General features: G+C 35.5%; 13 protein-coding genes. 6 read left to right on the plus strand and 7 right to left on the minus strand.

What is annotated here, in order from left to right; genetic code table 11:
• The first annotated feature begins 67 nt into the window (after positions 1-67).
• The 3 genes from I600_RS09740 to I600_RS09750 all read left to right on the plus strand — a co-directional run bounded on the left by I600_RS09740 (position 68) and on the right by I600_RS09750 (position 4,298).
• The gene (locus tag I600_RS09740) at positions 68-313 is read left to right on the plus strand and encodes a FeoA family protein (protein WP_058104354.1); all 246 of its coding nucleotides are present in this window, start codon (positions 68-70) and stop codon (positions 311-313) included.
• The gene (gene feoB / locus I600_RS09745) at positions 310-2,502 is read left to right on the plus strand and encodes a ferrous iron transport protein B (RefSeq protein ID WP_058104355.1); all 2,193 of its coding nucleotides are present in this window, start codon (positions 310-312) and stop codon (positions 2,500-2,502) included. The genes I600_RS09740 and feoB overlap by 4 nt, the downstream gene beginning before the upstream one ends.
• Before the next feature lie 257 nt (positions 2,503-2,759).
• Positions 2,760-4,298 (plus strand): carboxypeptidase-like regulatory domain-containing protein, encoded by a 1,539-nt coding sequence (locus I600_RS09750; RefSeq protein WP_058104356.1) that lies wholly within the window; start codon positions 2,760-2,762, stop codon positions 4,296-4,298.
• Here I600_RS09750 and I600_RS09755 read toward each other — a convergent pair.
• A complete protein-coding gene (locus I600_RS09755) occupies positions 4,295-4,681 on the minus strand; it encodes a DUF423 domain-containing protein (RefSeq protein ID WP_058104357.1) in 387 nt (128 codons plus the stop codon). The genes I600_RS09750 and I600_RS09755 overlap by 4 nt on opposite strands.
• A 69-nt stretch (positions 4,682-4,750) precedes the next feature.
• On the opposite strand from I600_RS09755, the gene I600_RS09760 reads away from it, so the two are divergent.
• Positions 4,751-5,158, plus strand: coding sequence for a SusC/RagA family TonB-linked outer membrane protein (locus I600_RS09760; RefSeq protein WP_058104358.1), 408 nt, complete (start codon positions 4,751-4,753; stop codon positions 5,156-5,158).
• 3 nt (positions 5,159-5,161) lie between these two features.
• On the opposite strand, the gene I600_RS09765 is transcribed toward I600_RS09760, so the two are convergent.
• The 4 genes from I600_RS09765 to I600_RS09780 form a co-directional block, all read right to left on the minus strand.
• Positions 5,162-5,584: a DUF2141 domain-containing protein gene (locus I600_RS09765; protein ID WP_058104359.1), complete on the minus strand. Its 423-nt coding sequence runs from the start codon at positions 5,582-5,584 to the stop codon at positions 5,162-5,164.
• 25 nt (positions 5,585-5,609) lie between these two features.
• On the minus strand, positions 5,610-6,050 hold the full coding sequence (locus I600_RS09770) for a hypothetical protein (protein WP_058104360.1): 441 nt from the start codon (positions 6,048-6,050) through the stop codon (positions 5,610-5,612).
• Positions 6,051-6,113: 63 nt separating this feature from the next.
• On the minus strand, positions 6,114-6,935 hold the full coding sequence (locus I600_RS09775; protein ID WP_058104361.1) for a ZIP family metal transporter: 822 nt from the start codon (positions 6,933-6,935) through the stop codon (positions 6,114-6,116).
• Between the two features lie 19 nt (positions 6,936-6,954).
• Positions 6,955-7,617 (minus strand): metal-dependent transcriptional regulator, encoded by a 663-nt coding sequence (locus I600_RS09780; RefSeq protein WP_058105099.1) that lies wholly within the window; start codon positions 7,615-7,617, stop codon positions 6,955-6,957.
• Between the two features lie 78 nt (positions 7,618-7,695).
• Between I600_RS09780 and I600_RS09785 the strand changes: the two genes are divergently transcribed.
• Together I600_RS09785 and I600_RS09790 are read left to right on the plus strand one after the other, a co-directional pair.
• A complete protein-coding gene (locus I600_RS09785) occupies positions 7,696-9,972 on the plus strand; it encodes a TonB-dependent receptor (RefSeq protein WP_058104362.1) in 2,277 nt (758 codons plus the stop codon).
• Positions 9,973-10,047: 75 nt separating this feature from the next.
• Positions 10,048-11,190, plus strand: coding sequence for a lycopene cyclase family protein (locus tag I600_RS09790; protein WP_058104363.1), 1,143 nt, complete (start codon positions 10,048-10,050; stop codon positions 11,188-11,190).
• Here I600_RS09790 and I600_RS09795 read toward each other — a convergent pair.
• Positions 11,187-12,161, minus strand: coding sequence for a polyprenyl synthetase family protein (locus I600_RS09795; RefSeq protein WP_058104364.1), 975 nt, complete (start codon positions 12,159-12,161; stop codon positions 11,187-11,189). The two genes, I600_RS09790 and I600_RS09795, sit on opposite strands and share 4 nt — an antisense overlap.
• A 136-nt stretch (positions 12,162-12,297) precedes the next feature.
• A complete protein-coding gene (locus tag I600_RS09800; protein ID WP_058104365.1) occupies positions 12,298-13,314 on the minus strand; it encodes a GntR family transcriptional regulator in 1,017 nt (338 codons plus the stop codon).
• Positions 13,315-13,542 lie beyond the last annotated feature (228 nt).

Genomic DNA, 13,542 nt, shown 5'->3' on the forward strand with positions numbered 1-13,542 from the left:
TGTAATAATTCCTTAATTGAATTATTTCATTTACTTTTGCCTTACTTATAATGAATCTAAATAAAGATTGGAGACTACAGTAGCACATTTAAAAAGAGGTCAAAGAGGAATCATAAAAGAATTCACTCAAGACCTATTGCCGATCAAGCTACTTGAAATGGGTTGTTTACCTGGTAATGAAGTAGAATTGGTTCAGGTAGCTCCATTAAAAGACCCAATATATATTAATGTCAACGGATCTCATATTGCCATTAGACGAGAAATGGCCTTACATATAGCACTTGATATTATTGATGACAATGCGGTTATATGAGCAAACAGATCAATGTAGCCCTTATAGGCAACCCTAATACCGGTAAAACATCGGTTTTCAATCAGCTTACCGGACTAAACCAAAAAGTTGGTAATTACCCAGGTATTACCGTAGAAAAGAAAGAGGGTATTTGCAAATTGCCCCGTGGTGTCAAAGCTCACATTTTAGATTTACCGGGCACCTATAGTTTAAACACTACATCATTAGATGAAAGTGTTGCCGTTGAACTTCTTTTAAATAAGAACGACAAAGATCACCCAGACGTTGCCATTGTGGTATCTGATGTAGAAAACCTAAAAAGAAACCTTCTTCTTTTTACACAGATCAAGGACCTAAAAATACCTACCATTTTAGTCATTAATATGGCCGATCGTATGGTTCGTAAAGGGATTACCATAGATATTGAGTTATTGGAACAAAAGTTAAACTCTAAAATTGCTCTGGTAAGTACTAGAAAAGAAACGGGTATAGATAGATTAAGAAATCTCATTGCAGACTATAAACTTCTACCAAAAAGCCAAAATGTAGATATTTCCGTCATAGCCCCAGATTATTTTGAACGACTTACAGAAGCTTTTCCGAAAGAGGATATCTATAAGTTATGGTTGGTCATTACCCAAGACGTGAACTTTATGCCGTTGAAAAAAACGTTTACAAAAGACACATCTTCCTTTACTACAAAATCAAAATCCGAGCTTAAACGTTTACAGCAGAAAGAAACCATATTACGTTATCAATTCATTAACGGCATTTTAAAGGAAACGTATAAAGTAGATGCCAGTGCCGCCAAAGGGTTTAGAGCTACTTTGGACAAGGTCTTGACCCATAAGGTCTTTGGATATGCAATTTTCTTTTTAATACTGCTCACCATTTTTCAATCCATTTATGGTTGGAGCGAGTATCCCATGGATTTAATTGATGGTTTTTTTGCTTCGGCTACAGAATGGGTGAAAGATACATTGCCACCGGGAGTATTTACCAATCTTATTGCAGAGGGTATTTTAGCCGGCATTGGCGGTATCGTTATATTCATACCACAAATAGCATTCTTATTCTTATTTATAGCCCTACTGGAAGAAACAGGCTATATGAGCAGGGTAGTCTTCTTGATGGACAGGATAATGAGGCCCTTTGGATTGAGCGGTAAAAGTGTGGTTCCATTAATTTCAGGTACCGCATGTGCTATTCCAGCGGTAATGGCTACTAGAACTATTGAAAACTGGAAAGAAAGGTTAATTACTATTCTGGTAACCCCGTTCACTACCTGTTCGGCAAGGTTACCGGTCTACCTAATTATCATTGCCTTGGTCATACCCGAAGGCAGTTTTCTTGGATTAAGCTATAAGGCCCTAACCTTAATGTCGTTATATTTAATGGGCTTTGGAGCTGCTATTCTGTCGGCGGTAATCCTGAACAAGATCTTAAAAATTAAAAGTAGGTCTTTCTTTGTGGTTGAAATGCCCAACTATAAACTACCGTTGATAAAAAACGTTGCCTACACCGTTCTTGAAAAAACAAAAAGTTTTGTTTTTGGCGCAGGTAAAATAATATTGGCCATATCTATTGTGCTCTGGTTTTTGGGCTCTAACGGATTCTCGGATGAATTTAAAAATGCCGAAACCATAGTAGCGCAAAGAATTAAAGAAAAGGGATATAGCGCCAATAGCGAGGTTTACTTTGAAAATCAACAAGAACCACAAGCAAACACTCTTTCCATAAAAGAGAAAGCTGTTCAACAGCAAGAATTGCAAGAAAGAGCATTAAACCAGGAAATTGCCAGCTATAAATTAGAGCATTCCTATATGGGTTATATGGGCAAAGCGATAGAACCTATAGTAAGACCTTTAGGATATGACTGGAAAATAGGAATAGCCGTTTTAACATCCTTTGCGGCAAGAGAGGTTTTTGTAGGTACGTTAGCTACTATTTACAGTGTAGGGAATGATGAAGAGGAAACCATTAAAAATAGAATGGCTGCAGAAGTAGATCCCAAAACAAAAAAACCATTGTTTAATTTAGCTTCGGGCATTTCATTACTATTGTTCTATGCATTCGCTATGCAATGTATGAGCACCTTGGCGGTAGTAAAAAGGGAGACGAATTCTTGGAAATGGCCAGCAGGACAACTAATATTCATGAGCCTTTTTGCTTATATTGTAGCTTTAATAGCATATCAATTATTAAAATAATATGGACATTATACAACACATATTGGTTTACATAACACTAGCTATTTCCGTAGGGTATTTGGTAAATAAATTTTTGATTCCTAAATCTATTTGGTCCGGCAAAAAAAACAACGCTAAATCCTGTGGTCAAGATGATTGTGGCTGCCACTAATCTTTATTTATAAGTTAAAATAGCTATAAAAGACTCATAACAGTTTCTAAAACTGTAACGTTTCTTGCTTTTGTTCGTTTAGATTGCGTAGGAATAATCTAACACTATGAACAATAAACCAACCCACTTATTACTTTTTACATTTTTTGTTTTCACCATTTTAAACACTAATGCACAGAACTTAAGCGCCAACGTTTTAGATAGCATTACCCAACAACCTATTCCTTACGCCACTGTTCAATTAAAAGAAAAAGGAGTCATTACCAATGAAGAGGGCAATTTCAATTTTATCTTGAACGAAACCATACAAGAATCTGATTCTCTCATTATTTCCTCAATGGGTTATGAAACCCTTGCCAAACCTATTTCAGAGTTTACAAGCGCTAGAATATTACTTGTACCCAAAGCAATTGAACTAAGAGAGGTTATAGTATCCAATAAAAATTATACTGCTGACGAAATAATAGATTTTGTAGTTGACAATCTAGACAAAAACTATAAGACCGACCTCACTAAAAAACGATTGTTCCATAGGTCATCTAACTTTGATAGATGGACAAAAAGTGATTTTAAAGTCAAAAAATCATCCATAGATATACTAAACCAACAATTTCTAGATAGTGTTATAACCACTGTACCCAAGGACAACAGTTATTATTCTGAAATTGTTGGCGATCTATACGGCAACCCATATGAAGAGTTATTAAAATTAAATCTTTTAAAAGCCTCCAAACTATTTGATAAAAGCAAGGAACTTGATGCTGAAAAATTAGAGGAAAAATTCAATGAAATACTTCGTGAAAATGTTAAAGAAGGATCTTATTTCAAGATAAAATCCGGTTTGTTCGGTACAAAAATAGATGCCGAGGAGGTTAGCGAATTTCTTGAAGAAGATATTGACTCTACAGATGTGGCCGCTGCCAACGAACAGCTAGAGAAAAAGAAGAAAGACAAAGAGCTGCAACAGAAAAACTACGCCAATTGGAAAAAAAGTCAATTGAACAATATCTTCAATAATTTACCCACGCAAGAAGACAATGATCTAAACTTTATAGTAAAATCCAGAAAGTATGATTATACATTGCAAGAATTCACATATTTAGGTAATGATGCCGTTTACGTCATCTCTTTTAAACCAAGTGGATCAGCAGATTTTGAAGGAACACTATTTATAAATGCAGATGATTTTGCCGTACTGCAAATAGACTATAGCAATGTAAAGCCTGTTAAAAAATTCAGTCTTTTAGGGATTTCAACAAATACCTATTTATCTAAAGGAAAAGTCATTTATCAAAAAGATGCATTTGACCATTACGGCCTACGCTATTATGAGTCTGAAGTAGGTGAACGTATTGGTGTTAGAAGACCATTAAAAATCATTGAAAAGAATAAAATCGTAAAAGGCAAAAACAAACAAAATGAGCTTTCTGGCGATATAGATTTTGTCTTTATAAATGTTGTAAAGAATGAATTGATCATTTTTGAATCTGATCAAATAGACCAAGCTACTTTTGATGGTTTTACAGAAAACAATGCCGTATCACCGACATATATGCCTAAATACGATCCTAATTTTTGGGAAGGCTACGCTATTATGGAACCCAATACAGCAATAAAAGAGTTTAAGTCAACCACCATTGATTAAATATAGTTCTTAACTATATTATAGAACAAAAGCCCCCAACCCGTTACCAAAAGCAAACCTCCAATTGGAGTAATAGGACCCAGTATTTTTATTTTATTTCCTTTGGATGCAGATATACACAATCCATAAATACTAAAGGAAAAAAGAATGATTCCAATGATGATGCAATAGATAATTGCCTTTTCTAGACCAGTTTCTAGATTAAGGTTAAAACTTAACATCAATAGTAAAAGTGCGTGATACATTTGATATTTTACTCCTGTTTCAAAACTATTCAGTTGATCTTCAGTAAACGTTTTCTTTAACAAATGTGCACCAAATGCCCCAAAAACTACTGCTAATAATCCTAATAAGGCTCCTACCAATTGCGCAACTAATACCATGAAATTTTTCTTTCAAAGATAATGGCATCCATTTAATTGTATACCTTACATAAAACTAATTATCAAAAAATGAAAAAGTTTATTACTGCCTATGGTTTTGTGCTTTTGATAATGACCGGCTGCGGATCATCAAAAAACACAAGTAATGACAACAACGGTACATCTTCATTAGATGTGGAATTGAAAGAAAAAAATAGGGCGAATGTTTCTCTACTACAACGTATACGCCAAAAGAGTGGCGTAGTCTTGCAAAACAATGTACCTATAATCAATAAGACCAGTAATTCCTTTGCCTCTGGTGGCAGTCAAGAACCTTTGTACGTTTTAAACAATCAGATAATTGGAAATTCTTTTCATTCGATCAACGAGTTAATAGATAGCTACAATGTGAAGAAAATAGTTATACTATCGGGTGCAGATGCTGCTGGTTATGGTACTCAGGGAGCCAACGGAGTAATCAAAATTACAAGCTATTAGTATTTACTGCAAACTAATATTCATTTGCATATTTGAATCTAGAATAAAGGCACATTCGGTATATTTTGGCGGACCAAACATTTTCATTTTCCCTTTGGAGAATGCTATTTGCTCTTTTGGAATACCCAACATGTTGGTATCTAAATTATTATTTCCGTTAGCATCATGAAATATAGCAATGGCATACTCACCATCGGGCAAATTTTCAATATCAAAAACCGTCTTACCCTTCACAGCCTTTTCAGAACCGGATTTAAATACCTTATCAAACTTTAAAAAGGAACTTTCATCAGTATAAACGGCAAAACAGATATTACCTTCTTCAGAAGTAACCCCATCAATATTTAAACTAATATTATGCTGAGCAAATAGACCTGTAGACATCAATCCTAAAACAAATAGTACCAGTAGATTCCCTTTTATCATGCCATATTATTTTAAAACCTACAATTTAATTAGGCGCGCTCAATGCCCCTATTTTTCCGCCGAGTTTCTGAAACAATTGTAAAGTTTGGACCGAGTCCTTTAGATTAAAATATACGTAAGTAGAATCTTTATAGACCAACTTAACTTTATGTTGTTCAATATTATCTACAAATACATGAACTTTCTTGTCTGTCAAAGAATCTTTAAACTCCCTAAAGACACCTTTCTCTTTTTCCAGCGCAGAAAAACCGTGCAAACGCTCCATTGGCGGTATTCTTTCAACCAACACCACACTATCTAGTTCGTTAAATGGAATTTCAACATTATAAAACCCAGAACGAATTCCTAGGCTATTGTCACTATTACTTACCCAATTTTTTAAATGAAGTATTAAAATGAACGCGCAACAGATTACTGTTAGAATCAACACCACTGTCCATACCCAATTTTTCTTGGTAAAATGCATAAAGGTTTAAAGTATCAAGTTAACCATACTATTGCCTTAAACGGTAAAATTCAAATTAAATTATTAACCTAAACCAACATCTAGGGTCATCATGATGATGAAGCCACCAATGAAGCCCATGGTAGCAATATCAGTGTACTTATCTTGCTGTGTTTCTGGTATAACTTCCTCTACGACCACAAAGATCATGGCGCCTGCCGCAAAAGAAAGCGCATATGGCAGTATAGGTTGAAAAGTAAGCACGGCCCACGCCCCTAGTACTGCTGCAACAGGCTCTACCAATGCGGAAGCCTGACCGAACATAAAACTTTTTGTCCTGCTCAGTCCATGCCTACGTAACGGCATGGCAACGGCAAAACCTTCCGGAAAGTTTTGTAGACCAATACCTAAGGCCAAAGCAACGGCACCACCAATAGAGGCGCCATCAAAACCAGCGGCCACTCCCCCAAAAAGTACACCAACCGCTAAACCTTCCGGTATGTTATGTAATGTAATGGCCAACGTAAGTAAGGTTGTTCTACGCCAAGGTGTTTTAACACCTTCTGCCTCGTCTTCCTTAAAATTAATATGTAAATGGGGCAATACTTTATCCAACCCAAAAATGAACAAAGCACCTAGCAAAAAACCTACTCCTGCCGGTATAACTTTCACAAACCCTTCACCCGGGCTCATTTCTATACCCGGTGCCAGTAAGCTCCAAAAACTGGCCGCTACCATTACGCCCCCAGTAAACCCTAACATTCCGTCTAAAACAGCACGGTTCATTGTTTTAAAAAGAAAAACCAGTGCCGCGCCCGCTGCTGTGAGTCCCCAAGTAAACAATGTAGCATAAAATGCTGCCAGTACGGGATCTATTGATTCAAAATACGCTATAATTTCATCCATAATTCATATAATTAATATGCTACTCTTCATCTACAATCTCCAAAAATAAATTTGTTGCAATCTGTTTTGATATCCTAATGGAGCCCGACCTGGTAGAGATGGTAACGGAACCATCAAACTCTTCAATTTCCAATATTTTAAAGGTATCGCCCAAGGCAATTTTATTCTTGTCCAAAAATTTTAAAAATGCCGCGGAAGAATCGTTGACGCCAACACAAACCCCTTGACTACCCACCGGCAAATCACTGATCAACTTCTTTACGGATTTTGTGAACACACCATCTTTGTTAGGAATAGGATCGCCATGTGGATCTACTTTAGGGTATCCTAAATGGGCGTCTAACTTATCAATTAAAGCATCACTTTTTATGTGTTCCAATTGCTCTGCAACCACATGAACCTCATCCCAAGAAAAATTAAGTTTATCTACCAAAAAAACCTCCCACAAACGATGTTTTCTAATAATGGAAAGGGCAACCAACCTGCCTTTTTCCGATAGTGAGACGCCTTGGTATTTCTTATAGTTCACCAAAGATTTCTCAGACAACTTTTTTACCATATCGGTTACAGAAGAAGGTTTTGTCTTCATCTGTTCTGCAATGGCATTTGTTGCAACAGATTTACTGTTGAAATCACTTAGGTGATAAATGGCTTTTATGTAATCTTCTTCTGATAATGTCATTTGAAAAGCAATATTAACACAAAAATACATTTTTATACCTAAAAACAATTTTTTAGATTTGCCTAAATTTAATTTTAGATGTTCAAAATATTATTTTTCGCTTGCTCTATTTTAGCTTTTACAACTGTAAATGCTCAAAAAACTACCATATCTGGAACCATATCTTCAAAGGGATTTCCTGAAGCCTATGTAAATATTTATTTGAAAGGCACTCAAATTGGCGCTGCGTCAGACGAAAACGGTCAATACTTACTTAAAAATATTCCTTCTGGCGATTACATTATCATTGCTTCCAATATAGGTTTTGAACAATTTCGTAAAGCGATCTCCGTTTCCGAAGATGAAGACCAAATTGTAAATATTGACCTAAGACCATCAACCGAGTCTCTTGATGAAATGGTAGTTACAGGCACTCTAAAACCTGTTAGTAGGTTAGAAAGTCCAGTACCGGTAGAAGTATATACACCTACCTTTTTTAAAAAGAACCCAACACCAAGTATTTTTGAAGCATTACAGAATGTAAACGGAGTAAGACCACAAATAAACTGTAATGTTTGTAATACAGGTGATATTCATATTAATGGACTAGAAGGTCCGTACACCCTAGTCTTAATAGATGGCATGCCCATAGTTAGTGGTTTGGGAACTGTATACGGACTCTCAGGAATTCCCAATTCACTTATAGAACAAGTTGAAGTGGTTAAAGGCCCAGCTTCTACATTATATGGAAGTGAAGCCGTTGGCGGACTCATTAATATTATTACAAAGAACAACTTATCTGCCCCAGATTTTTTTGCGGATAGTTTTGTAACCGGTTGGGGAGAATTTAATTTAGACATAGGCACTAAGTTTAATGTTGGCAAAAAAGCCAATGTTCTCTTAGGTGCCAATTATTTTAAGTACGATAACCCTATTGATAATAATGGAGATAATTTTACCGATCTTACATTACAAGATCGCATATCTGTTTTTCAAAAATGGAATTTTGAAAGAAAAGACTCCAGAATCCTTTCTTTGGCAGGAAGGTTTTTTTATGAAGATAGATGGGGAGGTGAACTGCAATGGACTCCAGAATTTAGAGGCGGTGATGAAATTTATGGGGAAAGTATTTACACCCGTAGATGGGAAGTTTTAGGCAAGTACCAGTTGCCGGTAGAAGAGCAAATGATGCTTTCCTTTTCCTATAATGACCACAAACAAAATTCCGTTTATGGCGATGTTCCTTATTTGGCAGATCAACGTATTGGTTTTACCCAGTTAACATGGGATAAAAACATAGGAAAACATAGCCTTTTAGCAGGTACTGCATTACGTTATAATTATTATGACGACAATACGCCAGCTACCGCGAACACGAATGGTAATGAACCCGATGAAGTAATTATACCGAGTGTTTTTTTACAGGATGAGATAGCGTTCAACAAAAAACATTCCCTTCTCCTAGGGGGCAGATATGATTATGATAACCGCCACGGCAATATCTTTACGCCAAGAGCGGCCTATCGCTTTAAGTTTACCGAAAATGACATTATTCGCTTAAATGCGGGTACCGGTTTTAGAGTGGTAAATCTATTCACAGAAGATCATGCAGCACTTACAGGTTCTAGAGATGTCATTATTGCAGAAGAACTGGAACCGGAAGAATCATTTAATGTAAATCTTAACTTTCTGAAGAAAATTTACGGTGATAATGGTACGTTTGTAAGTTTAGATGCTTCAGTATTTTACACCTATTTCCAAAATGTTATAATCCCTGATTACGACACCAACCCCAACCAAATTATATATGACAATTTAGATGGAAAATCAATTTCAAAGGGAATAAGTGCAAACATAGATATAACCATGTACAATGGTTTACAATTTATGATCGGAGGAACATTACAGAACGTGAGCAATACTGAAAATGGGGTTACGCAACGTCAAATTTTAACAGAAAGCTATTCCGCCAATTGGAGTATTGGATACCAAATTAGGCCATGGAATTTAAAGATAGATTATACGGGTAATTTATATGGCCCTATGCGATTACCAACATTAGGGGAAAGTGATCCCAGGCGAGATTTTTCACCCGCGTGGAGTATTCAAAATATACAACTATCTTATGATGGGATAAAGAATTTTGAAATTTACGGAGGAGTTAAAAATTTGCTGGACTGGACACCCAACCGAGGAAACCCCTTTATTATTGCCCGTGCCAACGATCCTTTTGACAAAGAAGTTACCTTTGATGCAAATGGCAATGCGGTTGCCACACCAAATAACCCGAATGCATTAACATTTGACCCATCTTACGTCTATGGACCAAATCAAGGAATCCGTTCTTTTATTGGACTACGATATACATTGAATTAAGTATTAAAGACACATGCTATTTTGTACTTTTGAAGTGCTAGACCTTAAAGAAGCTGAGAACAATCTGAAAAATTCATGAACGAATTCGATTACATTATCATTGGCGCAGGCGCATCTGGTCTATTGCTGGCAGATGCTATGGCCAACGATTCGTTTTTTGATCAAAAAAAGATTTTACTACTTGACAAAGCACCAAAAAATAGCAACGACAGAACGTGGTGTTTTTGGGAAAAAGGTAACGGTCAATTTGAAGAGATTATCCATAAGAAGTGGAATTCCATTCATTTTCAAGGAGAAGATGTTGCCAAAAGAACCAAGATCGACCCATATTCTTATAAAATGATAAGAGGTATCGACTTCTATGATCATTACCTGAAAAAGGTAAAGGCAACTAGCAATATAACATTTGTGCAAGACACTGTGGTGGGTATCTCCGAAACTGAAGACCTTGTTGCGGTTAAAGCAGTAAACAAAACCTATACCGGCAAATATATATTCAATAGCCTTTTTGATTATAAAATGGCTACCCAGCAAACAAAATATCCCGTATTACAGCAGCATTTTATAGGCTGGGTAATAAAGGTCAACAAACCTATTTTCAATACCGAGGAAGTCACATATATGGATTTTTCCATACCTCAAAAAGGCAATACAAGATTTATGTATGTACTGCCCTATTCCAATGATACCGCATTAATAGAATACACTTTGTTTTCAGAAAAGCTATTGCCAACACCTGAGTATGAAGAAGCTATAGAGGACTATATTTTACAACGGTTTCAATGCCAGGAATATGAGATTATAGAAAGAGAATTTGGCAGTATACCTATGACAGCGTATGACTTTAGGGAACACCATACCAACAGAATACGCTATATAGGTACCGCAGGGGGTTGGGCCAAACCCAGCACAGGTTATACTTTTATGAGTACGGCAAACAAAGTACCAAAATTGATAGCGTTCATTAAAGAGGGGAAACCTCTGAAAAAATTAAAATTGAAAGGCAAATTTTGGTTTTATGACATGCTCTTTTTAGATGTACTTCACAATGACAATGCCAATGGCCATGTAATATTCGAATCTATCTTTAAAGCATTACCACCACAAAAAGTTTTTAAGTTTTTAGATGAAAAAACAAGTCTCATAGAAGATTTGGAATATATCAACTCTTGCCCTAAACAACCGTTTATCAAAGCATTAATAAAACGAATTTTCTAAACCGTTCTATTCATTAAGTTTTCCCCAAACTGTCTTAGCAGTTCTTTATTTTCAGGATCAATATCCATATCATCAAGAACTTCAAAAGCTTTAGCCGTGTAATCTGCAATGGCAGTTTTAGTAGCTTGATCCGCTTTTGTCTTTTCAAATATAGAACGCACAGCGTTAATTTTAGCTTCGGCCTCTTTTGGGTGAATAGAATATAAATGCTCTAATTCTTTAGCGATTACTTCTGATCCAGAGTTTAAAGCTTTAAGATATAGGTAGGTCTTTTTGTTTTCAATAATATCACCACCAACCTGCTTACCAAAGGTTTTAGGATCACCAAAAACATCTAAATAATCATCTTGTAATTGAAAAGCTATACCAAGGTTTAGTCCAAAATTGTACATCTGTTGCTGTGCTTCATCTGGTGCACCTGCAACTATAGCGCCCATTTTTAAGGCAGCTGCAACTAAGACGGCAGTTTTGTATTCTATCATTTTAAGATACTCGGGCAACATCACATCATCCCTAGTTTCAAAATCTACATCGTATTGTTGACCTTCGCAAACTTCAAGTGCCGTTTTACTGAACAGCTTGGCCAAATCTCTAAAAACATTAGGCTCATAATTTTCAAAAAGTTGATAGGCCATTATCAACATGGCATCACCAGACAGAATACCCGTATTAATATCCCATTTTTCATGTACCGTAGTTTTACCCCTACGTACCGGGGCATCGTCCATAATATCATCATGAACCAAAGAGAAGTTATGAAAGACCTCAACAGCAACGGCAGCATCTAAAGCTTTTCTAAAATCGGTATTAAAAATTTCAGCAGTCATTAAAACCAATACCGGTCTTAACCTTTTGCCGCCTAAACCCAGAATATATGTGATAGGCTCATACAGGTTTCTAGGCTCTTTTGTAATCTTCATAGAGTCTAAATACGCAATAAACTCATCTCGATATTCACTAATAGTATGCATTCTTTGCAATTTTGCACAAAAATAGAACAAAAATGGCTGAATAAGCCCCCTTTTTAAGTGAGAAGAAATAAAACTTTACAGATGAATCCCTAATTTAAAAAAGCTGTCAAAGATGAACTTTTACGCTACTTACTAATTATAAAGAAGACCTCTTGATCAGTCTAGAGGGCATAATTAATTTTGTAACTGTATCACCTTTTAAATGCAATGCCGCTCTTTTTGCCATTTCGTTAAAATCGGTGGAAATAGTAGTAATTCCACCAAACACAATTTCTTTTGAAACATTATCGTTTTGGGACAGAATACCGATATCCTCCCCAATTTTATATTTATTTCTAACCGAATCTCTTAGAATTTGCCAAAGTATGGTATCTCCTAACGCAAAATATAAATTGCCTTTTTTAGCAGACCCAATAGTATAATTATTCTTGACAGAACCATTGACCTCAAACTCATCTATGAATTTTTGAAACGCGTTTTTTATAGCTATAGGAGAAAAATCGCTCTCTTCGTTGAAGTACAAAATAATCTTATTATACTTTTTTATTTCTGGCAGCAACCTAACCAAAGACGTATAAATGACCTCTTCAAATTCTTGGGAGATATAAGAATACCCTGGTCCCAAATTTAAATACCTATCTACCAACAATAATTTTTTGGGCTCAATATTCTTTAATAATGTTGCAACCTTTTCATTTTGTATTGGAGCAATAACATACATGCCATATTTACCATTGATATTAGAAATTATGGTCTTAAAAACAGTGAGGTTATTATGATGGAAAAAAACATCTATTTGAAACCTTCTTCCCATTTCTTTACGAAAGGTTTTATAAAATTCTTCTTGATAACTCTGAAAAGCAAATAGTAGCAAAGCCATTCTTTTGGTAATATTGGTAGCTTGGCTAATCACAAAATAACCCTTTAATTGCCTAGACTCTATTAAGCCTCTATTCTTAAGCTCCTCATATGCCTTAAAAATAGTTTTTCTTGCATAGCCTATTTCCTCAACCATAGTGTTTATAGAGGGTAACTGATCACCAATAGTCAATTGCCCATCTTCAATAGATTCAATTACGCCTTGAACCAATTGTTCATGTTTTGTAAGGTTATTATTGTGGGTGAGGTTTAGAATTTTACTAATAACCGGCATAAATTATAAATGAAATTTGCAGGCGTCAATATACAATTTAAAAAAAGATATCAAAAAATAGCTCCTGAATTATAGTGTACCTAACACAACAAATTAGCATGTAAAAAAAAGGTTTATATGCCGAAAAAGGCTACAAACACGCAAATACAGATTTTTTAGATAAAATGACAAATAATATGTATTTGATAATATTTTAAGATCTAAATGGAAATTCTAAAAAATAACATG

Source organism: Maribacter dokdonensis DSW-8, assembly GCF_001447995.1.
In the GTDB taxonomy this organism is placed as follows: Bacteria; Bacteroidota; Bacteroidia; order Flavobacteriales; family Flavobacteriaceae; genus Maribacter; species Maribacter dokdonensis.

Coding starts and splice junctions, on each gene's coding strand:
- feoB (WP_058104355.1), top strand. CDS start 310: ATGAGCAAACAGATCAATGTAGCCCTTATAGGCAACCCTAATACCGGT.
- I600_RS09750 (WP_058104356.1), top strand. CDS start 2,760: ATGAACAATAAACCAACCCACTTATTACTTTTTACATTTTTTGTTTTC.
- I600_RS09755 (WP_058104357.1), bottom strand. CDS start 4,681: ATGGTATTAGTTGCGCAATTGGTAGGAGCCTTATTAGGATTATTAGCA.
- I600_RS09760 (WP_058104358.1), top strand. CDS start 4,751: ATGAAAAAGTTTATTACTGCCTATGGTTTTGTGCTTTTGATAATGACC.
- I600_RS09765 (WP_058104359.1), bottom strand. CDS start 5,584: ATGATAAAAGGGAATCTACTGGTACTATTTGTTTTAGGATTGATGTCT.
- I600_RS09770 (WP_058104360.1), bottom strand. CDS start 6,050: ATGCATTTTACCAAGAAAAATTGGGTATGGACAGTGGTGTTGATTCTA.
- I600_RS09775 (WP_058104361.1), bottom strand. CDS start 6,935: ATGGATGAAATTATAGCGTATTTTGAATCAATAGATCCCGTACTGGCA.
- I600_RS09780 (WP_058105099.1), bottom strand. CDS start 7,617: ATGACATTATCAGAAGAAGATTACATAAAAGCCATTTATCACCTAAGT.
- I600_RS09785 (WP_058104362.1), top strand. CDS start 7,696: ATGTTCAAAATATTATTTTTCGCTTGCTCTATTTTAGCTTTTACAACT.
- I600_RS09790 (WP_058104363.1), top strand. CDS start 10,048: ATGAACGAATTCGATTACATTATCATTGGCGCAGGCGCATCTGGTCTA.
- I600_RS09795 (WP_058104364.1), bottom strand. CDS start 12,161: ATGCATACTATTAGTGAATATCGAGATGAGTTTATTGCGTATTTAGAC.
- I600_RS09800 (WP_058104365.1), bottom strand. CDS start 13,314: ATGCCGGTTATTAGTAAAATTCTAAACCTCACCCACAATAATAACCTT.